The sequence below is a fragment of the Methanobacterium sp. CWC-01 genome (genome assembly GCF_030323845.1).
Lineage (GTDB): Archaea > Methanobacteriota > Methanobacteria > Methanobacteriales > Methanobacteriaceae > Methanobacterium > Methanobacterium aridiramus.
Map to the genome: position 1 here is coordinate 1,136,655 of NZ_CP040735.1, position 26,967 is coordinate 1,163,621.

Annotated in this window: 27 protein-coding genes; 23 read left to right on the plus strand and 4 right to left on the minus strand. The window is 40.4% G+C overall.

Features of this window, described 5'->3' with window-relative positions:
* Positions 1–29: 29 nt before the first annotated feature.
* Positions 30–1,067 (minus strand): DNA polymerase subunit beta, encoded by a 1,038-nt coding sequence (locus FGU46_RS06125; RefSeq protein ID WP_286472786.1) that lies wholly within the window; start codon positions 1,065–1,067, stop codon positions 30–32.
* 94 nt (positions 1,068–1,161) lie between these two features.
* Here FGU46_RS06125 and FGU46_RS06130 point away from each other — a divergent pair, with 94 nt between their 5' ends.
* The 21 genes from FGU46_RS06130 to FGU46_RS06230 all read left to right on the plus strand — a co-directional run bounded on the left by FGU46_RS06130 (position 1,162) and on the right by FGU46_RS06230 (position 22,687).
* On the plus strand, positions 1,162–1,734 hold the full coding sequence (locus FGU46_RS06130) for a DUF366 family protein (RefSeq protein WP_286472787.1): 573 nt from the start codon (positions 1,162–1,164) through the stop codon (positions 1,732–1,734).
* 11 nt (positions 1,735–1,745) lie between these two features.
* The gene (locus tag FGU46_RS06135) at positions 1,746–2,225 is read left to right on the plus strand and encodes a 6-pyruvoyl trahydropterin synthase family protein (protein WP_286472788.1); all 480 of its coding nucleotides are present in this window, start codon (positions 1,746–1,748) and stop codon (positions 2,223–2,225) included.
* Between the two features lie 51 nt (positions 2,226–2,276).
* Positions 2,277–2,945: a 7-carboxy-7-deazaguanine synthase QueE gene (locus FGU46_RS06140; protein ID WP_353619899.1), complete on the plus strand. Its 669-nt coding sequence runs from the start codon at positions 2,277–2,279 to the stop codon at positions 2,943–2,945.
* A gap of 11 nt (positions 2,946–2,956) precedes the next feature.
* A complete protein-coding gene (locus FGU46_RS06145) occupies positions 2,957–3,517 on the plus strand; it encodes a CBS domain-containing protein (RefSeq protein WP_286472789.1) in 561 nt (186 codons plus the stop codon).
* A gap of 1 nt (position 3,518) precedes the next feature.
* The gene (locus tag FGU46_RS06150) at positions 3,519–4,334 is read left to right on the plus strand and encodes a CBS domain-containing protein (RefSeq protein WP_286472790.1); all 816 of its coding nucleotides are present in this window, start codon (positions 3,519–3,521) and stop codon (positions 4,332–4,334) included.
* Positions 4,335–4,425: 91 nt separating this feature from the next.
* The gene (locus FGU46_RS06155; RefSeq protein ID WP_286472791.1) at positions 4,426–5,388 is read left to right on the plus strand and encodes a CBS domain-containing protein; all 963 of its coding nucleotides are present in this window, start codon (positions 4,426–4,428) and stop codon (positions 5,386–5,388) included.
* A 14-nt stretch (positions 5,389–5,402) separates the two neighbouring features.
* Positions 5,403–6,245 carry a CBS domain-containing protein gene (locus FGU46_RS06160; protein WP_353619883.1) on the plus strand — a complete coding sequence of 281 codons (843 nt, stop codon included), beginning with the start codon at positions 5,403–5,405 and terminating at the stop codon, positions 6,243–6,245.
* Positions 6,246–6,267: 22 nt separating this feature from the next.
* Entirely contained in the window at positions 6,268–7,086 is an 819-nt protein-coding gene (locus tag FGU46_RS06165; RefSeq protein WP_286472792.1) for a CBS domain-containing protein, read from the plus strand.
* Positions 7,087–7,117: 31 nt separating this feature from the next.
* Complete coding sequence (locus FGU46_RS06170; protein ID WP_286472793.1) at positions 7,118–8,326, plus strand: RNA ligase; 1,209 nt, start codon at positions 7,118–7,120, stop codon at positions 8,324–8,326.
* An 88-nt stretch (positions 8,327–8,414) separates the two neighbouring features.
* Complete coding sequence (pheA, locus tag FGU46_RS06175) at positions 8,415–9,224, plus strand: prephenate dehydratase (protein WP_286472794.1); 810 nt, start codon at positions 8,415–8,417, stop codon at positions 9,222–9,224.
* A complete protein-coding gene (locus tag FGU46_RS06180; RefSeq protein WP_286472795.1) occupies positions 9,217–9,795 on the plus strand; it encodes a hypothetical protein in 579 nt (192 codons plus the stop codon). The genes pheA and FGU46_RS06180 overlap by 8 nt, the downstream gene beginning before the upstream one ends.
* Positions 9,796–9,839: 44 nt before the next feature.
* On the plus strand, positions 9,840–10,373 hold the full coding sequence (locus FGU46_RS06185) for a PsbP-related protein (protein ID WP_286472796.1): 534 nt from the start codon (positions 9,840–9,842) through the stop codon (positions 10,371–10,373).
* A gap of 431 nt (positions 10,374–10,804) precedes the next feature.
* On the plus strand, positions 10,805–11,308 hold the full coding sequence (locus FGU46_RS06190; RefSeq protein ID WP_286472797.1) for a KH domain-containing protein: 504 nt from the start codon (positions 10,805–10,807) through the stop codon (positions 11,306–11,308).
* Between the two features lie 30 nt (positions 11,309–11,338).
* A complete protein-coding gene (coaBC, locus tag FGU46_RS06195) occupies positions 11,339–12,481 on the plus strand; it encodes a bifunctional phosphopantothenoylcysteine decarboxylase/phosphopantothenate--cysteine ligase CoaBC (RefSeq protein WP_286472798.1) in 1,143 nt (380 codons plus the stop codon).
* A 163-nt stretch (positions 12,482–12,644) separates the two neighbouring features.
* Positions 12,645–17,273 (plus strand): NosD domain-containing protein, encoded by a 4,629-nt coding sequence (locus tag FGU46_RS06200; protein WP_286472799.1) that lies wholly within the window; start codon positions 12,645–12,647, stop codon positions 17,271–17,273.
* Positions 17,274–17,338: 65 nt separating this feature from the next.
* Positions 17,339–18,100 (plus strand): hypothetical protein, encoded by a 762-nt coding sequence (locus tag FGU46_RS06205; RefSeq protein ID WP_286472800.1) that lies wholly within the window; start codon positions 17,339–17,341, stop codon positions 18,098–18,100.
* 324 nt (positions 18,101–18,424) lie between these two features.
* Positions 18,425–18,796 (plus strand): hypothetical protein, encoded by a 372-nt coding sequence (locus tag FGU46_RS06210; RefSeq protein WP_286472801.1) that lies wholly within the window; start codon positions 18,425–18,427, stop codon positions 18,794–18,796.
* Between the two features lie 930 nt (positions 18,797–19,726).
* The gene (locus FGU46_RS06215; RefSeq protein ID WP_286472802.1) at positions 19,727–20,488 is read left to right on the plus strand and encodes a hypothetical protein; all 762 of its coding nucleotides are present in this window, start codon (positions 19,727–19,729) and stop codon (positions 20,486–20,488) included.
* A gap of 454 nt (positions 20,489–20,942) precedes the next feature.
* Positions 20,943–21,179 carry a hypothetical protein gene (locus tag FGU46_RS06220; protein WP_286472803.1) on the plus strand — a complete coding sequence of 79 codons (237 nt, stop codon included), beginning with the start codon at positions 20,943–20,945 and terminating at the stop codon, positions 21,177–21,179.
* Positions 21,154–22,320 (plus strand): ThiF family adenylyltransferase, encoded by a 1,167-nt coding sequence (locus FGU46_RS06225; protein WP_286472804.1) that lies wholly within the window; start codon positions 21,154–21,156, stop codon positions 22,318–22,320. The genes FGU46_RS06220 and FGU46_RS06225 overlap by 26 nt, the downstream gene beginning before the upstream one ends.
* Positions 22,310–22,687 carry a ubiquitination-like system serine protease family protein gene (locus tag FGU46_RS06230; protein WP_286472805.1) on the plus strand — a complete coding sequence of 126 codons (378 nt, stop codon included), beginning with the start codon at positions 22,310–22,312 and terminating at the stop codon, positions 22,685–22,687. The genes FGU46_RS06225 and FGU46_RS06230 overlap by 11 nt, the downstream gene beginning before the upstream one ends.
* A gap of 258 nt (positions 22,688–22,945) precedes the next feature.
* Here FGU46_RS06230 and FGU46_RS06235 read toward each other — a convergent pair whose 3' ends face one another.
* From FGU46_RS06235 to FGU46_RS06245, 3 genes are read right to left on the minus strand one after another with little or no spacing between them, the layout of a single operon-like run.
* Entirely contained in the window at positions 22,946–23,611 is a 666-nt protein-coding gene (locus FGU46_RS06235; protein WP_286472806.1) for a fibrillarin-like rRNA/tRNA 2'-O-methyltransferase, read from the minus strand.
* A 32-nt stretch (positions 23,612–23,643) separates the two neighbouring features.
* Entirely contained in the window at positions 23,644–23,913 is a 270-nt protein-coding gene (locus tag FGU46_RS06240; RefSeq protein WP_286472807.1) for a hypothetical protein, read from the minus strand.
* A gap of 58 nt (positions 23,914–23,971) precedes the next feature.
* Positions 23,972–25,186 (minus strand): NOP5/NOP56 family protein, encoded by a 1,215-nt coding sequence (locus tag FGU46_RS06245; protein WP_286472808.1) that lies wholly within the window; start codon positions 25,184–25,186, stop codon positions 23,972–23,974.
* Between the two features lie 50 nt (positions 25,187–25,236).
* On the opposite strand from FGU46_RS06245, the gene FGU46_RS06250 reads away from it, so the two are divergent.
* Together FGU46_RS06250 and FGU46_RS06255 are read left to right on the plus strand one after the other, a co-directional pair.
* Entirely contained in the window at positions 25,237–26,142 is a 906-nt protein-coding gene (locus FGU46_RS06250) for a dihydroorotate dehydrogenase (RefSeq protein WP_286472809.1), read from the plus strand.
* A 22-nt stretch (positions 26,143–26,164) separates the two neighbouring features.
* Entirely contained in the window at positions 26,165–26,959 is a 795-nt protein-coding gene (locus tag FGU46_RS06255) for a dihydroorotate dehydrogenase electron transfer subunit (protein WP_286472810.1), read from the plus strand.
* Positions 26,960–26,967 lie beyond the last annotated feature (8 nt).

Consider the following 26,967-nt stretch of genomic DNA (forward strand, 5'->3'; position numbering starts at 1 on the left):
TATCATCTCATAAAATTAGATTTATCTTGCTATGATTTCTTCAAACTTTTTAACTTAATAAATTCCCCCACCGATTCTCGGGTGGTACCTACTATCAAACGATGGATTGTTTTTTTACCAGTAACCCTTTCTAATTTACCTTTAACCAGAATCCTCTCACCTTCCACGGCTTGGCCAGCATAAGTATGGGTGTAGGAAGCTACTTGGGTGATGGGGGCTGTTGGCCCATTTAAAATCTTCACATCCTCCACTTCGTAGACCGCCGGGTTGTCAAAGGAGGCAATGGAGTCTTTTACAGTACACTCTATTTCAGCATATCCCAATGGTTCGTATACTTTATCACCGTAGATGCCTTCTATTTCGGACCAGTCTCTGGTGGCCAGGATATCGAAGAGTGTTCCAGAAACCACTCCCCGATTATTTTTACGATTTTCATACCACTGAAACTCCTGGAAACTAAGTGAAGAATCTTTGATCCGTTTTTCGTACAATCTTAACCAGTAATCTTCTCCAATAGCATCTAATGGGTAATCAGGGTCATTCTTGATTTCAGAAAAAAATTCCATAGCATTTCTATGATTTTCAAGACCATATATAACAAAATCAATGTCCGAGACCGCAGGATCATAAAGGCCCGGCAGTATGGATCCGGATATGCCCATATGAGCTGGAGAAATACCGGCTTCATCCTGAAAGACTTCAGCTACCATTACCACCTTCTGGAGGAGCTGGTCCTCTAAATGACCATCTAACCATGATTGCATTATCTCTTTAAGCCGCTCTTCGGGCTTGAGTATATCTTTAACCCTATCTTTTGGTGCTCCCATCATCTCTACCTGAGTTACATCACAGTTAAAAATATAATTGGGAAAAAAGTCATTTAGATATGCATAAGCCTGTTTTGAATCCACTTTAGTGTATCGGGAGTTATTACGTGACCTCTCACCATCCTCTTTAGGAACATACCTTAAAAAGGCCAGTATCCTGTCGTCAGGATGCAAATAGGTGGTGGTGGCCAGGAAGAGATCATCCCGGGTGTAGATAAAGTCTCTGGGTCTGGCTCTCATGAATAAATTTAGTGATTTGCAACATTATTAAATATGATAGTAAATATGATAGTCATGAGAGTAACTATCGAAAGCGATGTAAAAGTGTGAATTTATGAAATACAAGGGATTAAAAGACCCTATTCTTTATGATGGGAGTCAAATAGAGCCCATGTGGGCATTAAAGAACTTCAATATCAAAGGCTCCAGCTTAATATCATGGATAGGCCCCATGAACCTGGAAAACCATAAGATCATCGACTATGAAGATGTGGGGTTGGAGATTAAGTCTGATGAAATGTTACACTTGATGGTGGAACATTTTGATTGTCAACCAGCAGATTTGCGACTGTGTTATCATCGGCAGAGGCTCCTGGTAACTATTGTTAAGGATTTCCTGCAAGAGATGGATCTAAATATTCAAAGAAATGGTGATGATCTTTTCTTAGGCCAGGGGAAGCTTTCAGTATCCATAGCCACTTGTTCTGCCAGTAGCATGAAGATCCACTTTGGAGTAAACCTAACTACAGTAGGAACCCCGGGCGACGTTACCACGGCTGGCCTCAAAGACTGGATTGAGGGTTTTGATAATGAAAAAGCACATGAAATAGCTGAAGAAATCTTCAAAGCTTATGAAATGGAATTGAAGACAATTGAAGAGGATATATCTAAAACCAGAGTGTTTTAAAGGTGATATGGATGAAGATAGTTATCAATGGCATACACGCCAATTTACGTTTCGCATCAGCCCACATGATCCCGGGCCATGAATTCTGCGGGGGCATACACGGCCACTCTTACCACGTGGACGTGGTGGTAGAGGGGGAACGAAGTGGACAGTTTGGATTTGTGGTGGACTTCAAAGCCGTCAAGACCATTGTGAGAAAATTATGTAAGAAACTTGACCACAAGGTCCTTTTACCTCTAAAAAGTGACCAGATCAAATTTATGAATATGGAAGGGCCCCTGGAATTTGCCATTGGGTCCAAAAATTATGTTCTTCCTAAAGAAGACTGCTGTTTACTCCCCACCACTTCTACCTCTGCTGAGGAATTGTCTCGCTTCTTTGCCGAGCACGTATACCGGGCTCTGGAAAATTTAAGCTCTAATATCGAAAGTGTAGAGATATGTGTTAACGAAGGAATCGGACAGGGAGCTTACTACACCTTCAAACCTTAGAAATATGGGGGGATTAAATTTAAAACCCGTATATGTGAAGTTTTCTCCAGTATACAGGGTGAAGGAGCCCTTTTAGGAAGACGGCAGATATTCATAAGATTTGCCGGCTGCAATTTGAACTGTAATTACTGCGATACTCCTCAAAGCAGGGATATGAACGCGGGTTATGAAATATCCTCCGCCAATCTTTACCAGAAAATCGAGGACTTGAAGACACCTGATTTACATTCATTTTCTTTAACTGGAGGAGAACCACTACTAAACGCGGATTTTATTAAAAATTTTTTGGAAGAGTACAGTTTAAAGTGTTTATTAGAAACCAACGGGTCTTTACCCAATGAAATTGAAAAAATAGTGGATTATTTAACCTATGCATCGGTGGATGTTAAATTACCCGAACATAAAGCGGTTTCTGACTGGGAAAGTCTCTTTACCCGGGAACTAGAATCCATAAACCTATTAATAGATGAGGGGATAAATACTTACTGTAAAGTGGTGGTACTACCCGGTACTCCGGCGGATGAGATTGGTTGGATAGCCTCCAGGATTAAGTATGGGGTTCAAAAATCCTCTAAGCTTTCCATGGTGCTTCAACCTGCCAGTCCACTAGAAGATTGGACGTATTGCCCCAGTAAATTATTGAGGATCTCCGAAGAAACAGGTAAACATCTGGATGTATTGACCATACCTCAGGTACACAAACTTCTGCACCTGAGATAGGAGGTTTTTAAATGGAAATGGATACCAAGGTCACCGTACACGACGCAATGACATCAAGAGTGATAACCGTAGAACCCCAGACCAGCGTTGCCGAAGCAGCAAGAATAATGACCGAGAGGGATATTGGAAGCCTCATCATTAAAAGCAACTCAGAACCCGAAGGATTGATTACAGAAAGTGACATAATCGCCAAGGTAGTTTCCAAGGACTTAAAGGCCAGTCAAATACAAGTCGGCGATCTTATGACTCAAAACCTCATAGAAGTTCATCCTGGAAGTGAACTGAACGAAGCTGCGAGGTTAATGGCCAAAAATAATATCAGAAGACTTCCTGTGGTCAATGATGGTGTTCTAGTTGGAATCCTCACCACTACGGATGTGGTCAGTGTATCACCAGAGCTCACGGAGATACTGGTGGAGAATGCCCGGATGGAGACTTCTTTGGATTATTCCAACAGTCCAGAACCGGTTCCTGGCGCTTGTGAAGTATGTGGAAACTACATCGAGTATCTGGATGAAGTTGACGGTAAGTTTGTCTGTGAAGAATGCAAGGAAGATCTAGAGGGGGAGTAGTATGACTACTGTCAATAAAATAATGACCTCCAACCCCCTATCCGTATCCGCAGACACCAAAGCCACCCATGTTAGATCACTCTTTAGGGAAGAAGGATTTAGAACCATACCCGTTGTATCCAGTAACAGACTAGAGGGCGTCATAACGCGTGGAGAAATTTTAAACATTTCATCCACTAAATCAAACATTGATGCTCGTGGATTAATGGAACATCCCAAGGTAATTGCTACTCCTGATATGGAAATCCGAGACGTTGCTATTAAAATTTTGGATGCAGATGAAGTTTTTGCCCCAGTTGTGGAATCAGCTGAAAACATGAAACTAGTGGGTATACTGACTGTGGCTGACATACTTGAAAAATTCCTTGAAGATGGTATAAAGCCAAAGAAAGAGACTGTTGCAGAAACATTTTCTCAGGATGTTGTTACCTGTGACTACCAAGATTTAATATATCATGTCTGGAGCCGTATGGATGAAACTGGATTTTCTGGTCTTCCAGTGATGAAAAATAAAAAATTAATAGGAATTATCACTAGAAAAGACGTAATCGACTCAGGTAATATTCGGATTAACCGTGAATCTGGGGATATGAGGCGTTCAACAAAGGTGGAAAAAGTCATGAAAACCCCGCCGTTAGTTGTAACTCCTGAAACTTCTACTAAAAAAACAGCAGAATTAATGTTGCAATATAATCTGGGGCGTTTCCCAGTAGTAGAAAACGCATTATATATCAAAAAAGAACCCCAAAGAGCTAAAGAAGCCGATTTAATTGGTATAGTTTCAAGGGAAGATATATTATGTTCTTATATGGGCTGAAAATCCGACTACTAAGTTTGAAGTTGGGTTTAAAACTATTTTTAAGAATTTTTAGTGTTACTAAGATTAATATCTCACAAGAGGTGTATAGATGAGAAAAAAACAAACCATAAACCTGGTGAAATCAATGGACCGAGGTCCATTGGAATTTAAAACCCGTGCCTCTGAGCACGATGGAGACGTGATGAGCATAGCCAAAAAGAATGTGGTTACTGCACCTCAAACTGCCACCATCAAGGAAGCAGCTGAAATAATGGTAAAAAACAAGTTCAGAAGGCTTCCTATAACTGACCCTGGTTCTGAAAAGTTGCTGGGAATAGTGACCTCCATGGATATCCTGGACTTTCTGGGGGGAGGAGATAAGTACAAAATTCTGGAAGAAAAATACCAGGATAACTTCCCAGCAGCAGTTAACGAGTCAGTGAAGGAAATAATGACCCGGGAAGTGGAAGTATTAACTACTAAAAGCTCTATTACCGATGCTGTATCTAAAATGATTGATAAAGGAGTAGGAGCTTTACCGATAGTTGATTCTGAGTATAAAATAAATGGTATAGTTTCTGAGAGAGATTTTGTGATGCTCCTGGCAGGGGTATTAACCGATGAATTGGTGGAGGATTACATGACCAAAAGTGTCATTACCACTTCACCGGGAACCAGAATAGAAGGTGCCTCTAAGATAATGGTCCGCAATCGACTCCGTCGAATTCCTGTGGTGGGGGAGGAAAGAAAAACGCCTCATCCTGAGGATGAAAAGGTTGTTGGGATAGTAACGGCCACCGATATCTTGGAGTTTCTGGGCAAGAACCAGGCCTTTGATCTAATGATCACTAACAGTGCTGAGGACATTCTCAACACCACCATCACCGAGATCATGGAAGATAAGGTGATTTCAGTCGAACCCAGGACTCGACTTGGTGATACCTGTGAGCTGATGGATGATAAAGGAATTGGGGGCCTTCCTGTAATCCAAAATGGCAATATTCAGGGAATAATCACTGAAAGAGATATATTAACGCTATTAAAGGCTAATACATTTTTTAACCAGCAATGATTAGGGATGATATCATGATACAAATTAAGGATGTTATGAACCAGGAAGTCATTGTGATGCAGGATAACGAGCAGGTAAGTCATGCGCGTAATCTAATGTTAAAACATGGCTTCAGTAGGATTGTGGTCTTAGATAAAGAAGAAATCCCGGTGGGTATAGTTACTGAAAAAGACCTTACCCGTAAAATGGGGGGTAAGGGTCCTGCCTGGAGGCGAAGGCCCATTGACAAAATATCCATTAGAAGGATAATGACTTCCAACCCAGTTACTGTCAGTCCCAATAAAGGAATAAGGGATGCGGTGGAGTTAATGATAAAAAATAACATTAGTTCCATTCCAGTAGTGGATGAAGACGGCCTAGCTGGTATAGTTACTAAAACGGATATCATGAAGTTTTACAGTGAAAAATTAGGGGGCCGATGGAAAGTATCTGATTTAATGTCTTCTGACGTGGTAACTGCAAGTGAAAACCACAGTATTGGACATGTCATAAGTATTATGGAAGAGAAGAAAATCGGTAAAGTCATAGTTATGCGCGATAGCTCGCCCGTTGGTATCATCACCCCTGCCAATATTTCCTTTGCAGACGTGGAAGATCCTGAAACTGGTGTCAGTGTGGAAAAAATATATTTCCTCAGGAAAACTGAAGGCCTGGATAAAAGAAATGTTCGAGAAGTATCTATGTTCACTGCAGGGGATATAATGACCAACCATTTGGTAATGATTCAGAAGGATGAAGATGCTTCCAGAGCAGCTGAAATGATGATTGAAAAGAAAATTAGTGGATTACCAGTAGTAGATGATGATGAACTAGTGGGAATAATCACTAAAACTGATCTAATCAGGGGAATTCAGTAAATTGTCAATCGAGGGGATGCAAATGCATGTAAAGAATATAATGTCCAAAAAAGTGGTAGTGATTGATAAAGACCAGAACATTCACGACGCCCTCAAATCCATGAAAAAACACAAAGTGTCTCGCCTTCCCGTGGTGAACACCAACCATAACCATCAAAAAGAGTTAGTGGGTATAATTACTGAGAAAGATATAGCTTCACATCTGGGATCATCCAAATACGGAAATTTACCCCCTTCCCATTTCCACATTTCCACGATAATGACTTACACCCCGGTCACTGTGGGCAGTGATAAGAGTTTGGGAATAGCAGCGCAGATGATGTTGGAAAACAGGATAGGCGGTCTTCCGGTGGTCGATGATGGAGAGTTGGTGGGCATGATCACCAAATCGGACTTCATGGACACTTGCCAGGGCCGGCCCTTCAACGAAATCAAGGTTGAAGAGCGCATGAATCAGGATATTGTCACGGTTTCTCCTCAGGATCGATTGGTACACGCCCGTAGAATCATAATCGACGATGATCTGGGAAGGGTTATGGTCACCGAAGATGATGAGATTCAGGGAATCCTCACGGCTAAGGACATTGCCATGGCTATGATATCCTTCCGCAAAGTGGTTCCTGACAAGTACAAGTCATCTCGAATTAGAAACCTCCTGGTCGAGGATGTGATGACCCAAAACGTTAAAACCATCAACAAAGATGCAACTATCGCAGAAGCAGCTTCTATGATGCTTGAAAACGGATTAAGTGGTCTTTTGGTTATGGGTGAAGTGATGGAGGGAATTATTACTAAGACCAACATCCTCCAACTCATAGCTGAACTGGAGGGGATTGAGTAAATCCCTTTTAGCCCACCTAGTGGTTTTATCTATGCAATCGGAGAGGGGGAGGAAATTCCCCGAACAATTTTTTTTTGAACATCCCCATGATAAAGGTTCAAAGATAAGCTTAAAGGACTTTATTGAACTAGAACTCCCAAAAATACTTCAATTAAGTTCTCAACAGCTTAAAGGAGCCTTTAAACGGGGCACGATTAAGTTTTACAGTGATTACGGTTTAGATGCTATCCAGATCCGTAAGAGTATTGGTAAGATTGAAGCCGGAACCATGATTTGTTTAGGCAAATCAGTGGAGGTAATAAGGGGATTTCCAAAGATAAGAAGGACTTTAATGCTTGAACCTGTATTAAAAAAGCATTTTAACAGCGAAATTGCTCTGGAAGAAAAGATGAATGGTTATAATGTACGAATAGCCAGAGTTAATAATCGAATAATGGCCTTCACCAGGGGAGGTTTTATATGTCCCTACACCACCAAAAAGGCCAATCAGTTAATGGATATGGAAGAGTTTTTCAACCATCACCCGCAACTGATTATTTGTGGCGAAATGGTGGGGACTGATAATCCCTACGTATCCCAATACTATCCCGAAATTGGCAAACTGGGATTTAGAATCTTTGATGTGCGTGAAAAACTTAGCAACAAGCCCCTGCCCATTCTGGAAAAGAGAAAGCTTCTGGAAGAGTATGGACTTCCCCCCGTAAGACTGTTAGGTATTTATGACACCCATGAAGCTGCCGGTGAAATTCTGGATATAGTTAGGAAGCTTGGAGAAAAAGACCGTGAGGGAGTGGTGATGAAGGACCCCGATATGGAAATTCAGCCCTTAAAGTACACCTCTTCCCAGGCTCATGCTTCTGAACTGGAATATGCCTTCAGTTACCCCTTTGATCTGGGACAGGCATTTTTCTTTAGTAGAGTTATCAGGGAAGGATTCCAGTCCTTCGAGATGGATGAATCTGATGTCGAAATAAAATTAAGAGCTAAAAGGATGGGAGAATCTATTCTTTACCCTATGCTGGAGACCATACGCTTAATAGCTGATGATAAAGTGGCTGCAGAGGATCTGGTAATTGAGGTGGACAGCCCCGATGAAGCTGAGGATTTCGTACGGTATCTGAGGAGTTTGGGGGTAATAGCTACTGTAGTGGAAGTTAAAAAGGGGAAGGCAGTTATAAGGAGGCTGCATCAATCTACTTCTGATAAGATCAGCAATTTTTTAAATGGTGGATTATACTAGTTAATAGTTTCATGAAAAATTATCTCTAACATAAAAAATATTTCAGATATTCTTTTATTACTGGGGCATTTAATAACTGGAGCATAACATGATAATTGGATTTTTAGGGCCGTCTGGCACATTCACTGAGGAAGCAGCCTCTAAATTATCAGGGGATTTAAGGTCCTTTGATTCTATAGTGGAAGTTCTGGAAGCGGTTAAATCCCGGGAGGTGGATTTGGGGGTGGTGCCCATCGAAAATTCAGTGGAAGGATCAGTGGGAGTCACCCTGGATATAATGGCCCAAGAGGATTCTTTAAAGATAATGCGGGAGATCATACTCCCCATCAGACAGCATCTACTCCTAAATCCAGGAGCCGGACTGGAAGATGTGAAAGAAGTCTATTCTCATTCCCAAGCACTGGCCCAGTGCCGTCATTACCTGGAAAAACTGGGAATACCCACCAGGGCCACAGTAAGTACCACTGCTGCTGCCAAGACCATAAAAGGTAAACCTGAAAGGGCAGCTATTGGCACTTCAAGGGCGGCGGAAATATACGGACTGGTAATTGCCGATCTGGATATTCAGGATTATCCCAATAACACCACCCGCTTTCTGGCCATAGGAGATCATGATAATGTTTGCACGGGAAAAGATAAGACATCTATCGTATTTTCTCTTCCCGATGATCATCCCGGTGGTCTTTATGACTTATTAGGCGAATTTGCAACTTTTAATATTAACCTTACCAAAATTGAGTCTCGGCCATCAAAAGAGAGGCTAGGAAGCTATATTTTCTTCCTGGACTTTGAAGGACACCGGGAAGAGAAAACCATTCGGAATGTTTTAAATAACATTAGATCCAAGGTAGGATACGTAAAGATTATTGGCTCCTATCCCAGAGAAGGAGATGATTGATATAGTGCCAGATAAGCAAAAGATTATTAGAAGCTTACAAGAGCTTGAATTTGACTATTCGCAGGGTAATATATCCCGTAAAGCTTACATTTCACAAAAGAATGAATTGAATGAGCAGCTTGAAACACTCGAGACTGCTGATAGGATTAAAAGGCTTCAGGGTAAAGGGCAGGTTGAAAAACCCCTTGAATACTGGACTGAGAAGGAAGAAGAGAAGAAAAAACAGGAAGAAAGGGAATTACTTCTGCAGAGATATATCAGTTCCCCTAAACCCCAGGGTAAGGTAAATTCCATCTCCAGCAGCAGATGGAAAACAATACTGGCCATATTCCTGGTGGTGGCATTCTTCGTGGGAACTGGATTCGGTGTTCTCATCATGCAGTCCCCCTCTGAATCGTCTGGTGCTTCTATAGTGGCTAATGAAAGTGCTTTTCCAGTGGAAAATACCACTAACCTCACTGACACGACCACCAGCACCAACGTTAATAAGACGACCACTACTACTAAGAGCAGCAACACTACTGTCACACCCACCACCCCCACAACCCCTCCCACCAATTCGACTGGATAAGAACTGATTAATGTCTATGAAGATAATGGAAGAAAGGTGTTAGAATGCGGAGATATCTCCTTTTAATGTTTACACTACTGGCCGTGGTAATGGCATCGGGTTGCGTCACAGATCAGGATGATAACGCTACCAAAACTTTCAATCAAAACAATGTCTCCTTCCAGTACCCGGAAGATTGGGTGGTGGTTCAAACCACTTCCCCCAATGCAGTGGCAGCCGTTGCTGACCCGAATAGTGTAATTTCCAACACTAATTCTCCCACCACCCAGGTGGTGATCCAAAAACCGAATGTCACCACGGCGACAGACCTCCAGGAAGCCTATGATGAAAACTACGCCACCTTCTTCAACAATACTGGTAATCAGCGAGTTTCAGAAGCGAATATAACCACTGATAAATTAACTGCTGTGGAAAACATTTACACTTCTTCATCGTCGGGTATTGAAAAACAGTATCGTGCAGTATGGCTGGAGAAAAACAGCACCATCTACGTGATACTGTGCAGTTCCAAAAAATCAGATTTTGAAAGTCTGCAATCCAAGTTTGACATCATAATCAACAGTTTCCAGGCTCAGTAGCTGATAAAAGCCGGGGAATGCTTAAACAAACCGGGACATCTGCAGAAAACCTTAAAACCAAACTCCTTTTTTTTACCTTCTAATTTAATTTAGTCAATATAGAACCAGTATTTTTATTCTTAACCCGTGAATTTAAGTCTGGATATCATGTTTATGGTCAAGCAAAAAATTATATAGTAGGTTGTAGGGATAGTATATTAAGAGTAGATTGTCATCTTATACGCGGAGTGTTATCACTCGCCTAAAATCACGCTTTTATTTTAATCATCTATAAAAAAGGCTATACTGGGACTCTACGTCATGGTAGGGTCTTAAATCCAGGATATTTTAATGAAGACCTGGAAAGTAATTATAAAATCAATTCTAGGTGCCTGGTTTAAGATTCAAAGGCTACTTAGAACCTTAGTCACTTAAGTGAGGAGGAATTGAGAATGGTGTTGCCTGTGTGCGATGTCTGTCTAAAAAGCGAAATACTTTGTCAGGGCTGTGAGACTAAATTAAAAAGTGGGGAAATAACCCAACTCGACCTGGACATTGCTAAAATTCTTTTCAAACTGGGTGATGGTAAGGTTGGTTTTAAAAAGACCATCGAAATAGGTGACGTGGTTATAATCATCACCCAGAAAGATCAGGTTGGTAAGATTATAGGCAAGGGTGGAAAGATAGTTAGGGAGATATCTAAAACTGTGGGCAAGAAGATCAGGGTGGTAGGCGAAAATTCTGATTTAAAAACTGTGGCCCAGGATATTCTGGCACCAGCCCGGATCTCTGGTATAAATATTGTTTATGGCATGGACCAGAAGCAGAAATATAAGATAAGAGTTAGAAAAGAGGATTCTCGTCGCCTTCCCGCTAAAATTGAAGTCCTTAATGATATTATAAAAGAGTTAACCGGGGAAGAAACCCTGGTGGTAATTGATCGGAACGATTACTAATCTCCCATTAAAATCGGGGATGTGAAGATCATGCGAATTGTAATGTGTGTAACTGGTAGTGTTGCTGCAGTTGAGACGGTTAAACTGGTCCGGGAACTGAAAAGGCAGGGATTTAAAGTTAAATGCTTCATGAGTGATGGGGCCTGCGATATAATCAATCCTTATGCTCTGGAATTTGCCACGGGGGAGCAGGTCATAACCAAACTTACCGGTGACGTTGAACACGTCACATACGCCCGTGAAGATCTGATTTTGGTGGCACCCGCCACTGCTAATGTCATCAGCAAATTTGCCTATAAAATAGCTGACAACCCCATTAACACCCTTCTAGTCACGGCCTTCGGTTATAACACTCCCATTATTATGGTACCTTCCATGCACGAATCCATGTACCGGGCCGTGGAAGAGAACATCCAGAAGCTTAAACATGAGGGAATAGTATTTGTTGAACCCCGACACGAGGAGAGTAAGGCTAAATTCCCCTCCATCCAAGATATAGTTCTTAAAGTGGAAAGAAACACTTCAAATGGAGATCTTGCTGGTAAGAAGGTTCTGGTCAGTGCCGGAGCCACCTATGAGGATATAGATCCCATCCGGGGGATAACCAACCGCAGCTCCGGAAAGATGGGTGTGGAAATAGCCAAAGAAGCCTTCCGGAGGGGAGCAGGGGTAACTCTGCTCTGTGGACGGGTTGAAATCGGACTTCCATCCATATTCCGAGTTATAAGGGTGGGCTCTGCTCTGGAGATGCAGCTAGAAGTAGAAGGACAGGTCCTGGACCATGATGTGTTCCTATCCGCGGCGGCGGTGTCGGACTTCACTCTGGAAAAGGAAACCCATAAGGTATCCTCCCATGAAGATATAACCCTCCAATTGCGACCGGCTCCTAAAATCATTAATCGTGTGAAGGTTATCAATCCTGAAATATTTCTGGTAGCATTTAAAGCTGATTATAATGTTTCCAAGGATGAAATCATAGAAGCTGCCCGGCAAAGAATGGAGGAATCCCGCGCCGACTTGGTGGTGGCCAACGATGTGGCTGTTCCTGGGGCTGGTTTCGGATCAGATGAGAACCAGGTGCTTTTAATTGATGAACACGTTCGTAAGGTTCCTTTGACCTCGAAGGAAGAGATTGCGGGTAAGATAATGGATAAAGTGGTGCAGCGGGTTTAGTTTTTTTATATTAATGATCTTTTACTGGTTTTTTTCATAATTTAAAGGGTAAGGAAGGATTTAATTATTTTTGATTGTTTTTGATGGACAATATTGTTAGTAATAATTTTTATTAGTGAGTAATATTAATATAAATGTTTATGTTTAGGGTTGGGTGATCTTTGTGAATAGGTTTTTGGTTTTCGTGGGAATTTTGTTGGTGTTTAGTCTTTGTACGGGTGTGGTTTCGGCTGCTGATTGGACTGTGAATCCAGGGGACAGTATTCAGGCGGCTGTAAACGGTGCGGGGGATAATGACACCGTTGTTGTGTGTGATGATAATGGGACTGCTTATACTTATACTGAAAATGTGGTTATCAATAAAAAGCTAACGGTAACGGCAGCTTCTGGTGCGAATGTAACGGTTCAGGCTTTTGATACTTCTTTCCCAGTTTTTGACATTGAAAATAACTGTAATGGCTCAGTGATACAGAATTTCACTATAATGGGGGCCACAGGCAGTGTGGGAATCTACCTGGAAAATTCGGATAGTATTACTATTTCAGGGAACACCATCATCAATAATTTTTGGGGAATCTACCTGAAAAACTCCCATAAAAACACCATATCACAAAACCACCTATCATACAACAGTTATGGGTTTTATTTTGAATCTTCCGGGAACAACACCATATCTGGCAATGAATTGGCCACCAATTACAATGGAATGTGGCTCCAATACTCAGGGAGTAATACTCTAACCGGGAATACCCTGGCCAATCACTACACCTACGCCTTGGTGCTGGATCATTCAGATAGCAACACAATATCCTGGAACAATATAATTAACAACTATAGTTGCCGGGGAATCTGGCTACAAAACTCAGCTAATAATACCCTGAACGATAACCAGCTCACCAGTAACTATGTGGGAATTTGGCTTGATTACTCCCCCAGCAACACCATATCTGGAAATAACGGTACCAATAATGATTATGGCCTGTATATCTACCAATCAGGTGATAACACCATCCATGAGAATAGTTTTGCCGATAATTATGTTTGTGGACTGGTGTTGGATTATTCGGATAACAATACGTGTCGGGGGAACAATTTAACCAGTAATGATTATGGTGGAATATGGCTGGACAACGCGGGTAATAACACCTTAACTGAAAACAACCTCACCGGTAGCCATTTTGGAATGTGCCTGAATAGCTCCCCCAACAACATCATCTCCGGGAATAATGGGAGCAGCAACGATTATGGGCTTTATCTGGACTATTCAGATAACAACCAGATAGTTGATAATAACTTGACACTTAATGGGGTGGGATTGGAGGCTCATTACTCTAATAATGGTACCATCACCAGGAACAGCTTCATTGATAATAATGGAAGTGGAATCATCTTCTATTACTCATCGGGTAACATTAATTTCAATCGGATATTTGGAAATGGCCTGGAATATGAGGGATACGGACTCTACAATGATGGTTCGGAAACTGTGGATGCAACTGGTAACTGGTGGGGTTCAGATGATCCCGTGGTTTCCTTAACCGGTCCCAGCGACATTGGCGTGGCCGGGGGGACGGTTCTCTATGATCCCTGGTTCGGGGCAGATATTGCCTTCACCGTGGAGTGGATTAAAACTGCTTCGGAGGTGGTGAAAACTTATATTGAAACTAATCATCAGCTTCCCTGTGGGGTGGAAATTTCTGGAATCGAGGTGAATATGGCTCAGTTCCTGAAACTGTCCACCCAGGCTGTATTGAACATCAATGACGAGTTAAATAACACTATTATTCTGGGTGGTTTCCAGGATGCGGCAAGTCCCCTGGAAAACATTACCCTGGGCTTGGTTTTTGATGCTGAATTTGTGGACCTGGCCGCTGATATCAAAAATTCTATGAATAGCAATGGATATGCACCTAATTATGTGGCTGATACCAGTTTAGGCGATTTCATGGGTTTTGAATCCCTGGTGTATATGTATTCACAGATTTTAACATCCTATAACTGTACCGAGGGTGCTTTACCCGACTCTGTATCTGTAGTTCCGTGGATCGCGGTTTCTAACCCGGATAAGGTGTACAATTTCCGGACCCAGGAATTCTTCACTACCATACAAGCTGCTATAGATGATGCTGACACCCAGAACAACGACACCATCACCCTAGGGGATGGAACCTTCACCGAAAACCTAGATGTAGATAAAAGGCTTAAAATCACATCACTATCCGGAAACACAACAGTTAACGCCGCGGATATGGATCTTCCCGTATTCACCATCCAATTGGGGGGAAGTGGTTCAATTATACAGAACCTTATTATTATAGGAGCTACCGGTAACGCTGGAATCTTTATCAATAATTCTAATAACAACACCATATTTCAAAACAACCTTACCAGCAATTTAAACGGGGTATATGTGGATAACTCATCGGGTAATGAAGTGTCTGGAAACACCATCTCCTGCAATATCAATAATGGTATATTTATTGATACGAGTTCTGATACTACCCTTGCTTATAACACTGTCAAAAATAATAGTAACCATGGAATCAAGGTTAATAGCTCACTTAATAACACTATCTATAGTAATTCAATATCGAATAATAGTTTGGATGGAATTTGTCTTTACAATTCTTCTGCTGGGATTTATCTTAATAGGATTGCAGGAAATGGTAGATATGGGCTTTATAATGAGGGTAGTGGAACTGTAAATGCCACTAACAACTGGTGGGGATCTAATAATCAAACTGAAGTACTGGCTTCAGTCCAGGGCACCATGGACATCACTCAATGGATCGTGTTATCGGTTACCAGTTCACGTGATCAATCTGTCACGGAAAGTGCTTCATATATAATAACTGCAGATTTAACGCATAATAACCAGGGAGAGGATACTTCTTCGGGGGATACTGTTCCAGAAGGGATACCAGTAGATTTCAACACCACATTTGGGACCATTATCACTCCAGCGTCTACTAGAAATGGTAAAGCAGTGTCAAGGCTTAACAGCACATCCTCTGGCACGGCTAATGTTACCGTATCTCTAGATAATCAATCCATTACTAAAACCGTTATTGTTAGTATGGTGGGTGTGCTTAATTCCCGGACCAATGAATCATTTAATAGTATACAGGCGGCAATAGATGATACTGATACTTTAAATGGTGATATTATACTGCTGGGTGATGGTACTTACACGGAGAACATTGTGGTTAATAAAACAGTTACTATTAAGCCGGTTCTTGGTGAGAATGTCACGGTTAATGCGGCGGATACCGAGAAAAGTGTTTTTTTAATTACAAGTGGTGGTAGTGGTTCAACAATACAGGGTTTAAACATAGGTGGGGCTGATAATGCGAATGGTATTGCCTTTAGCTCTGCAAATAACTGTAATATCAGTGGGAACCGTGTTACTGGTAATGATAAGGGGATTTATTTCTATCTATCCAGTAATAACACCATATCGGGGAATGTAGTTCGGGATAATTATTATGGGATGGCTTTGTACAATTCTACCGGTAATAGTGTATCGTTGAATAATTTAACGGATAATTATTATGGGATCTATTTTGAAAATTCAAACAGCACGGTCTTATCTGGAAATAATGTGACTGACAACTGGGATGGAGTGCATCTTTACAATTCAACTGGCAATAATTTAACGGAAAACACGGTTAAGGGGAATTGGATTGGTGTTTATCTTTTTAAATCCAATAATACTACCCTGGAAGGGAATATTGTGGTGGATAATGGTTGTGGAATCTGTTACTACGACTCAGGTAACTCTACTGTGTCTGGTAATAGTATTTCTGATAACTGGGTTACGGATACCGCTTGGATAGATTCCAGTGAGATGGTGGTGGCCACCACCATTTATACTTGTGGGCCTGCGGCGCTGGCTACGGTGATGAAGAATCTGGGTGTGAATGCTACTGAAGATGAGCTTGCTACTCTGGCCGGTACTGATGAAACCGGGACTACTATGTATGGTTTGAAGCAGGCGGCCTTGAGTAAAGGTTTGAACGCAGCGGGGTACCGGTTAGGTGTGGATCAGCTCCAGACGGATTATATTGTGGTTTTGAAGATTAATGGGAATTATCACTACAATATTATACGGAATATAACCAGCACCATGGTTTATCTGATTGATCCTAATTTTGGATTTGTGGAGATGAATCGGACCCGGTTTAGTGAGTTGTTTATATCTAATTTGACTGATTCTACTGGTTTTGTGCTCATTGTGGCTAATGGTACCATCGAGGTGAATGGTACGTTGTTGACGGATGAGGAGATGCAAAATATTAAAGCCATGGCTTACACAACCAAGTTCAAGTATGTGTGGGTGGATGGTTACTGGTATTCGACTAAGGAATGGGTTAATACGAGTCATTATGGATGGAAGTTGAGGTGGGTTTGGGTTTCTGGTTATTGGGCTCATTGGGGTCCTCTTTCCTGGTATGTGTGGGGTCATTATGAATTGCGCTGGGTGAGGGTGTGGGTTAAAAGTGGGTATTGGAAGACAGTATGGCATTATAAAAAAGGCTACTGGAAAAAAATCACATACAAAGTGCAGTATACACCCCTTACTAATCGTGAAATGCTATTCAATAATAAACAACCCTATTTAAATAAAAATCAACAACAAATTGTTGTAGGAGTTGTAAAAATAGCTGGAGGTGGTTTATTAGTTGCAGGAGGGACTGCTTTTTCTCCTGAAGGTTTTGGATTCTTAATGGGATATGGGGGAGCACATTTAATTCAGGAGGGCATAACAGATGTGGCTTCGGGATTTAGGTGATATAATTCTTCATAGTGGTTTAAACCCTAATAACATTTTGTAAAATTCTCTATAGAGTGATGTTTATGGATGAAAAAAATTGGATAATAATATCCGGTATTGGCTTAATATTACTTTATTTAGTAATTTATTTGGGGTCTAAGTCTCCCTTAGATATATTTGGTATTACTGTAGGGGTGATGCTCCTTATATCTGGGTTTTATACTGTGGATAGGAGGATTAAAGTCACGGTTAGTTATATTACGGCTGAATTTGGTGTTAATATTGTTCAGTGGCTTATTTTGATTTATATCTACTACTACAATCATAGTTATGTTTCATCCACGTTTTTCTATTATTTAATTGGTGCGGTGTTGATTACTGCCTTTCTGGTTAACCAAGTCCGTAAAAATTATTTACAGTCTTCTGGGAATGGTCAGAATGTCATAATCAGTTTTTTGAGGGATAAAACAAGACTAATACTGCTATTTACCGGTGTATTTATAATAATTGCTAGTATAGCCGGTTTTATAACTTCCTACGCTCCCATTTTCCTTTATGGGATTACTTTGGGATTGATGGTTTTTATTCATGGTTTTTATTTTGAACGTAGAGGATTTAGCATTTCAGAGAGGCGGGATATTGCTAATGCGCTAACTAGGAATATTAAATTTTCATTTAATTATGTGATGGCCATGGGGGTCCTTTTAATCTTACAATTTTTAATCTTACGTTATTTCATCCATCAAATGTCAATACAAGATTGGTCTACTGCCGGCACTATTTCCCTATGTATTGCCATAATTTTTTCCATCCAAATTTATAGAAGATTTAAAAATATCCAATGAAAAAAAAGGAAAATATCTTGGGGCTGTGTGTTATAGTGCCGTTTATCGTAATTTTTGCACTTTTTATCCTAAATGCACGAAAATAGTCATGACTTTCCTTCAGGAGAATTGTGCACTGCTATCTTGAAATGTAAATATTAAGTCCCTTACTACAACTAAGTATAGTATGTCTGGGTTCCAGGGTACTGGTATTCGACTAAAAGGTGGGTGAGTACTACGTATTATGTGCCTAGGACTTATTGGGTGTGGGTTCCAGGCCATAGATATGGGTGGGGATGGTTGTCGGTATGGGTGCCTGGGCACTATGAGTTGCGAGTTAAATGGGTGAAGAAGACTACTGGGTTCTGGCTTACTACCTGGCATTATAAGAAAGGTTACTGGAAAAAAATAGCCTACAAAGTTCAAGTTTCAACACCAACCAAAACAACAAAAGTAGTAGTTAATGCGGCCAGCACGACTAGCAATGACGGATATCAACTAAATGATAAAAAGGTAGTAGGTTTAACAACAGGTTTAATTGGACTTGCTGGAGGTTATGCTTTGGCAATGACAGGTGCAGGAATTATTGTTGAATCAGGAGGCATAGGAACTCCAGTAGGGGTAGTTGTATTTTCTATGGGTGTAGGTTCAATGACTTACAGTGCACATAGTATGATTGAATTAGATGATGATCCGTGGTTTATACAACGAAATTGAATGAAATGAGGTTATTATAATGAAAAAAGAGGTATTACATCTGATTTCAAGCATAATATTTCCTATTTTATCTTCTTTCTTTTATCTGACTATTGAAAATTCGTTATCCTTTTTGGTAATGATCTTTTTCTTCCTTCCCTTTATTTTATTCAATGCTTATAGAGTCAAGAAGTTCAACTATAGAATATTCTATTCGACTTATTTAATCATATTAACTATCCAGAGTGGAATGTTAATCAGTATTTACATGAATAAAGCGCTATTTTTGAATTTAATAGATTATATATTTTTTATTGGCATGATCGTAGGATTAATAAGTTTTGTACACTATTACATCCAATTATATCGGAAAGCTGATAATACACGAATAATTACCTGGTAAAAAAATAGAAAATTAGCAGAATAAACATCTTTGAGAAAGCGTGAATTTACACATTCCCACACCAATAAACGACTAGGTCGTTACTGTTGAGGTCAGAATGAAATGAATAGATATCATCCTGTCATTGCTATAATTTTAGGGAATTTTGTGATTGGGTTTTTAGTGTTTTTTGTTAAATTCTTACCAAGGTCTTTGTTTCTAGATCTTTTAACAATATCTGTGTTCATTTTGGGCGGGTTTGCTGCTGTTTATCTTTCCCGGACTAATAATGCCAGAATAGGATTTTATAACAATTTTTTATATTCTATAGGTGCCTTATTGGGACTTATTTTTATCTTTAAAAGAGAATTAAGCATCTATTCCCTATTAGCTTTGTTTTTATTATTCCCTATTGTCGGACTTTTTTGGTGGGTTCTTGGCGAAAGAGTTAAGGTTACGTTTAGGTAGACAATCTACAGAGCCTTGATGTGGTGGTCTGGGGGGATTATGGGCAGAAAACAGAGAGATTGCAATTAAATGTGGTTTTAGTATCTTAATTGGGAGTTATTATGGATGAAAAAAAGTTGATAACAATATTGGGTATTGGTATAATATTACTGTATTTAGCAATTTATTTGGGGTCTAAGTCTCCCTTAGATATATTTGGCATTACTGTAGGAGTGATGCTCCTTATATCTGGGTTTTATACTGTTGATAGGAGGATTAAAGTCACGGTTAGATATATTACGGCTGAATTTGGTGTTAATTTTGTTCAATGGCTTATTTTGGTTTACATCTACTATTATAACCCCGCTTATGTTTCATCCACGTTTTTTTATTATGTGATAGGTGCAGTGTTGATTACTATCTTTTTAGTTAATCAAGTCCGTAAAAATTATTTAAAGTCTTCTGAAAATGGTCAAAACGTTATAATCAGTTTTTTGAAAGATAAAACAAGACTAATACTGCTATTTACCGGCGTGATTATAACTATCGGTAGTTTGGCAGGTTTTTTAACTTCCTACGCCCCCATATTCCTTTACGGAGTTACTTTGGGTTTGATGGCTTTTATTTGCGGCTTTTATTATAAACGTAGAGAATTTGATGTTTCAGAGAGGCATGATATAGCTAACGCGCTAACTGGAAATATTAATGTTTCATTTAATTATGCGATGGCCATGGGGGTCCTTTTAATATTACAGTTTTTTATCATCCGTTATTTCTTCTATCAACTTTCAAAAGACGAATTCGTAGTCGCTTCTTTTCTTTCTTTAAATATTGCCCTATTTTTTTTCATCCAAATTTACAGAAGATTTAAAAATATCCAATGAAAAAAAGGAAAATATCCTTGGAATATGTGTTATACTGATGTTAATTGCAATTTTTGCACTTTTAATCCCTAAAATAACCATTAGAAATGCACTAAAATAGTATGCTTATATTCATGTGATAAATTTTTATTATTGAAATATAAGTGTCAAAAAAGACCTCACTCCATTTCATCATCCATGCAGCTGCAGAACATCTTGTAAAAGTTTAATGTCTTCTTTCAAATCTTTAAAAACTTCAGCGAGGCATAAGTAGGTGACTTGGCACTCTTCTCTTGTCATTACATTTTGGATCTGTCAGATTTGTCAAGTTATTGTCAAGAAACTACCTGCTAAAGTTGTCAAATACTATATTTTAAAAATGAGTTAGTCAAATTCAGGATAAACGCTAAAAATAGCATATTTTATATTGATAATTGATTAATCTATTATTACTTAATTCATTGGAGGGGAAATCGTGAAAGAAATTACTGTTTTTATTAATGGAACTCCTAAAACCGTAGAAAAAAATAAAGAATATACATTTGAAGAAGTTGTTGTTTTGGCTTTTGGTAGCTATGATGATGCTGCCAAAGATTATACGATGACATCAACTAATAAAAATGGAAAAGATCCACGAGATTATTCTGTTGGAGATAAAATTAAAATGAAGGAAGACATGAGAATAAATGTCGACTCAACTAATAGATCATAATCCAGATCTTAAAAAATTAAAAGATGAAGGTTTCGCTATCTCAATCCTTAATAATAACATAGTTATTGAGGGCATTCCTTATGTGAATACTAAAAAGAAGGTAGCGTTTGCATCTATTTTCTGTCCATTTAATCTTTCTGGAAATACTATAACTCAACAAGATCATACTGTTTGGTTTACTGGTGATCTTCCTTGTAACCAAAATGGTGATAAATTGCCTTTTGTTCTTAATAACAATAAAAATTCTTTGACGGAAGAAATTATTGGCCATCATCAGTTATCTTCAAGACCTGATAATGGATATCCTGACTTTTATGAAAAAATGGAGAGATATATTAAGTTATTAGGGGCTCCTGCTCGGTCAATTGATCCAAGTGTGAGGCCTAAACATTTTGATTATGCTTCTTATGAGCAAGATAGTGTATTTAACTATCCTGATACAAATACTGCTCGAGCGGGAATAACTGAGATTAACAACAAATTAAAAAATCAAAAAATTGCTATTATCGGTTTAGGTGGTACTGGAGCATTTATATTGGACTATGTCTCTAAAACACCAGTTGCAGAGATTGCATTATTTGATGGAGATCAACTAAAAAATCATAATGCTTATAGGATGCCTGGAGCAGTACCTTTAGAAGAACTACTAAAAGGCCAAAGCAAAGTTTCATATTTAAAAAGTAAATATGAAAAACTTCGCTCAGGTATTCATTGTTGCGAAGAATATATTGATGAAAATAACATAGAATCATTAAGTTCGTATGATTTTGTTTTTGTTGCTATTGATAACTCAAAAGACAAAGGAATAATTATTGATTACCTTATCGAGTGTAAAATACCTTTTGTAGACGTGGGGATGGGAATAACTAAACTAGAGACAGGAGATTCATTAAGAGGCCAAATTAGAAAAACAATGATTACTCCTGAAAACAGGACTTATTTAGACAAAATACCTGTAATTAAACAAGAAGATGAAGATAATCTTTACACGCAAAATATTCAAATTACTGAATTAAATGCACTTAATGCAGTATTAGCTGTAATAGAATGGAAGAAATATTCTGGATTTTATAACCAGGTAGATATTACCTTCAATTCAGTATTCATCATTGATGAAGAGTTGATCAATCATGGATCATAAATTCGTTGAAACTATCCCTGAGAAAATAGAAGATAATACCCTTTATATCTCATTGGAATACAATGTTACGAAACATTTATGTCCTTGTGGATGTGGAGCTGAAATAGTCGCATCTCTTTCAACTGCCAGATACCACTTGTGTTATAATGGTGAAACAGTTTCATTAACTCCTTCTTTCGGTAATTGGCTCCATGAATGTAAATCTCATTATTTTATTACAGAAGATGAGGTTGTTTGGGCAAAATCAATGTCTAAACATAGAAGAGAAGCAGTAATTGAAAAAGATAAAAAGGATCTGAAAAAACGGGTTGAACATCCGAAGAGTTTAATTGAAAGAATTAAATCGTTTTTCAACTATAGACATTAATAGTCAAATCGACATTTATTCTCATGTCTTCCTTCATTTTAATTTTTATCACCAACCTAATATAATATGATGCTTATTTCCTTCTTGAAGTGTTGAAGACATAGTATATTCTTTATGAAGCTTTTTAATAGCAGATCGAAACAAAGCCTAAAACAGTCCAGAAAATCAGACTCCTGATTCTTATAGATTCAAAAACGTTTTTATTCTCCATTCACCCCTCCAAACATGGTTCAACATGCGTAAATAAAACACCGTGCCTCAAAAAGCAAACTCACACACCACCATCCGATGGTCCTTCTCGTAGGGCTCCAAGTCTACTTTTTCCAGCACCCGGAAGCCCGCTGCTTTTAGCTTGGATTCTTCCTGGCGGAAGATCTTCTTAGGACGCTGCGTCACGTCTATACTCCTGGATTTAATGGCTATAATCCCCAGACCATCCTCTTTCAGGAATCTGCGCATGTTATCCATAAAAAGTTCAGTCTGTCTGGGCTGGGCCACGTCACAGTACACCACATCCACTTCCTCCATTAAGGACTGATAATGATGGGGTTTGGTGGCATCGTCCAGGATGGGGATCAGGTTATCCCGCTGACGGCTCAAGTGTAATAGTTCTCTCATCATCCGCGGTGAAAACTCCACACAGAACAAGGAACCATGTACCAAAATGTCTGACAGGTGGGAGGGGGTGGTCCCGGCGGAAGCCCCTAAATAAAGCACTTTAGAGTCTCCCTTAAAGGGGAAGGTTACCAGGCCATTTCTGATGGCTGCGGCTAACTTGGAACGGCGGGGGTCCCATATCCGGAGTTCCTTATCCTCAAAGTCCACCAACTTTTCGCCGTAAACCTTCACCTGGGGCCGGAGGTTAACGGTGGCCACGTTATCCTCTAACTGGTAGACTCCTGGGTATTTTTCTCTTATTTCCATCTTAGATCCTCAATTATAAATCTTCAATAGATCTATTTCTCTTTCTTCAGCATCTGGAGGGTCTGGTGAATCTGGGAATGACTGTCGGCCACGGTGTTCTTAATGGCTTCTGCTTCCTTGTCTATGTTGGAAAGGCAGGCCTCTGCCTGGTCACGGTTCTGTTCCATGGTTTTTTTAAGTATCAGGAAATTACTTTTCAGGCGTTCTTCCACTCTTCGGGAGAACAATATGGCATAGATTGCCAGGATCATGGAAACTATGCTGGATAAGATGGATACAATGGCGACCAGATCATTTAACATGGTTATTTCTCCTAATTCTATGTTTTCTCCCCCTAAATCCAATGAAATTCGTCACCCATTAGTAATAATCCTTCAATTCGCTACGAGTAAAACGTTTTTTATCCCGTTTCTTTTTCTTCTTCTTGGATACTTTGGTCTTGGTGCTCTTTTTCGGAAATGGATGTGCCTTTCTGATTTCCTCTAAGCGATTATTAAAGTCTTCTGTAATCTGTGGGTTCTTGTCACCGCTGAAGAAGTCTTTCCGTACCGCCAGGCTTATTTTGGCAGCCATTAGACGAGCCACCTTTCCTCGTATCCAATACCGGGACCCCCGGACCTCGGGGTGTTGATATATGAGTCCGTGTTTGGGGGGTCGCTCTCCAGTTTTCAGGTGTCGGAAAAGTGCCTTCTCCGCCCCTATGATCTGGATGGTGCTGGAGGGGAGCATGGCCAATCGTTTGATGCTGCCCACGTGGGATATGAGCTTGGCACCAAGAGATGCACCAGCCAGTTCCCGGAGGTTAGGGGCCAGTTCACCCATCCTCTTATTCACAAAACTCGTCAGGGATTTTTTAGTTAACATCAGGGCCTGCAGGCTCCTGGCAAATTCCTGCATGATTTCCAGGTCTTCCGGGGATATATCTGACCCTAAACTGGTTTCCAGATTGATATCTTCATCTAAAACTTCAGCTAAAACTCCAGAATCGATTATAGAATCTCGATCACCATATAAAGCCACCAGTTCGGCGTACTTTTCCTGATTTTTAACCAGATCCAGTTCCGGGAAATGTATAGGATACCATTCTCTCAGTCTTTCGCTCAGCTTCACTACAGACTCTTCCACCTCTTCTATGGCGTTTATGGCTTGGATGAGGAGCAGGTCATCGGCCCGGGAGGCGGTTCTGAGTTTTTCCTCCGTGACCCGGATGGATAATTCATGTAGCACTCCTCTAAGATCATTGGCCATCTCGATGAAACCGACCTTCTGCAGAATGTGAGGGAGATTAGCTCGTAAAAACTTCCCCCCGGGGGTATTAGATGCTATCCTAAATTCAAAATCGGAATCAAGCTCTTTGTATGCTGAAGCCAACTTATTGGACTCTATGACGATATGGTAACCATCATTAGCCATTTTTCCGATTAAAAGCTTCTCTTCTTCAGTTATTTCCCCAGTTTGAAGTTTCAGATACTTCTCTAACAGTTTATTCTTTGGGAAAAGTTCATAATCAAGGAGGTTGAAATTTTCATCTAGAGCTATAAATCCGGCGAAAGTACTGCTGAGGTAACATTCCATGGGTTTACTGTGTAGGGGAAGGATTATAAAACATTGCTCCGGGTGTAATCATGCTTGAAGTAGAAATTCTGAATATGAAATTAAAAAACCCCATACTACTAGCTGCCGGTGTACTGGGCAGCACAGCATCTTCTTTGAACTGGGCCGCTCGAAATGGGGCGGGAGGCATAGTTACTAAGTCTTTTAGTCTGGAACAGAACAAGGGCTACCCCAATCCCACCACCGTAGAGGTGCGGGGAGGAATAATCAACGCCATTGGCCTTTCCAACCCGGGGGTCCAGGCCTTCAAGGTGGAACTAGAAAAAATCGATGAAAAAGTACCCACCATTGCCTCGCTTTACGGATCATCTCCTGAAGAGTTCTCCCTGGTAGCTAGGGAGGTGGAAGATATGGTTGATGCCCTGGAACTGAACGTATCCTGTCCCCATGCCATGACTGGCTGCGGAGCTTCCATAGGTCAAGATCCGGATTTAACGGCAGAAATTGTAAGAAAGGTTAAACAAACGGTTCAAATACCGGTCATTGTTAAATTAACTCCTAACGTTACGGACATTATTGAAATAGCCGTTGCAGCAGCCAATGCAGGCTGCGATGGACTTACCCTCATTAACTCTCTAGGACCGGGTATGTGTATTGACCTGGAAACAGCACGACCAGTTCTTTCCAACCGGTTTGGTGGAATGTCAGGCCCGGCCATTAAACCAATTGCCCTAAGATGTGTTTACCAGGTCTATGAAGCGGTGAAGATTCCAATAATCGGTGTGGGTGGTATAATGGACTATGCGGACGCGGTGGAGTTCCTTTATGCTGGGGCCCGCTGTATTCAGGTTGGAACCGCGGTCATGTACCAGGGACTGGATGTATTCCAGAGGATCGCCAATGGAATGGCCGTTTTCATGAAGGATAAAGAATTCCATTCTGTAGATGAAATGGTGGGCCTGGCTCATCAGGACTAAAAAATGTTTATGGACTGATAACATGCACGTTCCAAAGGTTTTGGAGATAAAAAGGATAGAAACCGAAAATCCCACCGTTAAAACTTTCATATTTGATTGGGATGGGGGAGAGGTTCATCCGGGGCAGTTTTTGATGGTGTGGAACTTCCAGGATGAGAAGCCCATGTCCATCTCTTTTGCTGATCCGGTGGCTGGTGAGATAGGCGTATCCATTAAAAATGTAGGGAAAATCACCAACCAGTTACATTCCTTAAAAGAAGGTGATAAGATTGGGCTACGTGGCCCCTATGGTAGGCCCTTCCAGATGGCAGGGTCAAAGATACTGGCTGTTGGCGGAGGTATTGGAATGGCCCCAGTTTTTGCCTTCACCACCGAAGCCATCCGAAGGGGCCTGGACTTGGAGGTGATCTGTGCCGCAGTCACTGAAGAAGAGTTGCTTTACGTGGAAAAACTTGAAGAAATGGAGGTTAAGGTCCATACTGCCACCGATGATGGGAGCTGTGGTTTCTGCGGGTTTCCCACCGTACTGGCCGATAAACTTCTTCAGGATGATGACTTTGACATGCTGGTAAGTTGCGGCCCGGAGCCCATGATGAAGGCACTGTTTGAAATTGCTGAAAATCATAATATCTCCTCACAGTTCTCCCTGGAACGATGGATGAAATGTGCTGTGGGGATATGCGGCCAGTGTTGTGTTGATGACATGGGCTGGCGAGTCTGTGCCGAGGGCCCAGTTTTTTGGGGACATGAGCTGCGATTGATCACTGAATTTGGATCTTACCGACGTGACTCCTCTGGTACAAGGCACAAACTCTAATAAGAGGT

What these genes read in the sequence shown, in the direction of transcription:
- FGU46_RS06125 (WP_286472786.1), bottom strand. Translation starts at nt 1,067, where the DNA reads ATGAGAGCCAGACCCAGAGACTTTATCTACACCCGGGATGATCTCTTC.
- FGU46_RS06130 (WP_286472787.1), top strand. Translation starts at nt 1,162, where the DNA reads ATGAAATACAAGGGATTAAAAGACCCTATTCTTTATGATGGGAGTCAA.
- FGU46_RS06135 (WP_286472788.1), top strand. Translation starts at nt 1,746, where the DNA reads ATGAAGATAGTTATCAATGGCATACACGCCAATTTACGTTTCGCATCA.
- FGU46_RS06145 (WP_286472789.1), top strand. Translation starts at nt 2,957, where the DNA reads ATGGAAATGGATACCAAGGTCACCGTACACGACGCAATGACATCAAGA.
- FGU46_RS06150 (WP_286472790.1), top strand. Translation starts at nt 3,519, where the DNA reads ATGACTACTGTCAATAAAATAATGACCTCCAACCCCCTATCCGTATCC.
- FGU46_RS06155 (WP_286472791.1), top strand. Translation starts at nt 4,426, where the DNA reads ATGAGAAAAAAACAAACCATAAACCTGGTGAAATCAATGGACCGAGGT.
- FGU46_RS06160 (WP_353619883.1), top strand. Translation starts at nt 5,403, where the DNA reads ATGATACAAATTAAGGATGTTATGAACCAGGAAGTCATTGTGATGCAG.
- FGU46_RS06165 (WP_286472792.1), top strand. Translation starts at nt 6,268, where the DNA reads ATGCATGTAAAGAATATAATGTCCAAAAAAGTGGTAGTGATTGATAAA.
- FGU46_RS06170 (WP_286472793.1), top strand. Translation starts at nt 7,118, where the DNA reads ATGCAATCGGAGAGGGGGAGGAAATTCCCCGAACAATTTTTTTTTGAA.
- pheA (WP_286472794.1), top strand. Translation starts at nt 8,415, where the DNA reads ATGATAATTGGATTTTTAGGGCCGTCTGGCACATTCACTGAGGAAGCA.
- FGU46_RS06180 (WP_286472795.1), top strand. Translation starts at nt 9,217, where the DNA reads ATGATTGATATAGTGCCAGATAAGCAAAAGATTATTAGAAGCTTACAA.
- FGU46_RS06185 (WP_286472796.1), top strand. Translation starts at nt 9,840, where the DNA reads ATGCGGAGATATCTCCTTTTAATGTTTACACTACTGGCCGTGGTAATG.
- FGU46_RS06190 (WP_286472797.1), top strand. Translation starts at nt 10,805, where the DNA reads ATGGTGTTGCCTGTGTGCGATGTCTGTCTAAAAAGCGAAATACTTTGT.
- coaBC (WP_286472798.1), top strand. Translation starts at nt 11,339, where the DNA reads ATGCGAATTGTAATGTGTGTAACTGGTAGTGTTGCTGCAGTTGAGACG.
- FGU46_RS06205 (WP_286472800.1), top strand. Translation starts at nt 17,339, where the DNA reads ATGGATGAAAAAAATTGGATAATAATATCCGGTATTGGCTTAATATTA.
- FGU46_RS06215 (WP_286472802.1), top strand. Translation starts at nt 19,727, where the DNA reads ATGGATGAAAAAAAGTTGATAACAATATTGGGTATTGGTATAATATTA.
- FGU46_RS06225 (WP_286472804.1), top strand. Translation starts at nt 21,154, where the DNA reads ATGTCGACTCAACTAATAGATCATAATCCAGATCTTAAAAAATTAAAA.
- FGU46_RS06230 (WP_286472805.1), top strand. Translation starts at nt 22,310, where the DNA reads ATGGATCATAAATTCGTTGAAACTATCCCTGAGAAAATAGAAGATAAT.
- FGU46_RS06235 (WP_286472806.1), bottom strand. Translation starts at nt 23,611, where the DNA reads ATGGAAATAAGAGAAAAATACCCAGGAGTCTACCAGTTAGAGGATAAC.
- FGU46_RS06240 (WP_286472807.1), bottom strand. Translation starts at nt 23,913, where the DNA reads ATGTTAAATGATCTGGTCGCCATTGTATCCATCTTATCCAGCATAGTT.
- FGU46_RS06245 (WP_286472808.1), bottom strand. Translation starts at nt 25,186, where the DNA reads ATGGAATGTTACCTCAGCAGTACTTTCGCCGGATTTATAGCTCTAGAT.
- FGU46_RS06250 (WP_286472809.1), top strand. Translation starts at nt 25,237, where the DNA reads ATGCTTGAAGTAGAAATTCTGAATATGAAATTAAAAAACCCCATACTA.
- FGU46_RS06255 (WP_286472810.1), top strand. Translation starts at nt 26,165, where the DNA reads ATGCACGTTCCAAAGGTTTTGGAGATAAAAAGGATAGAAACCGAAAAT.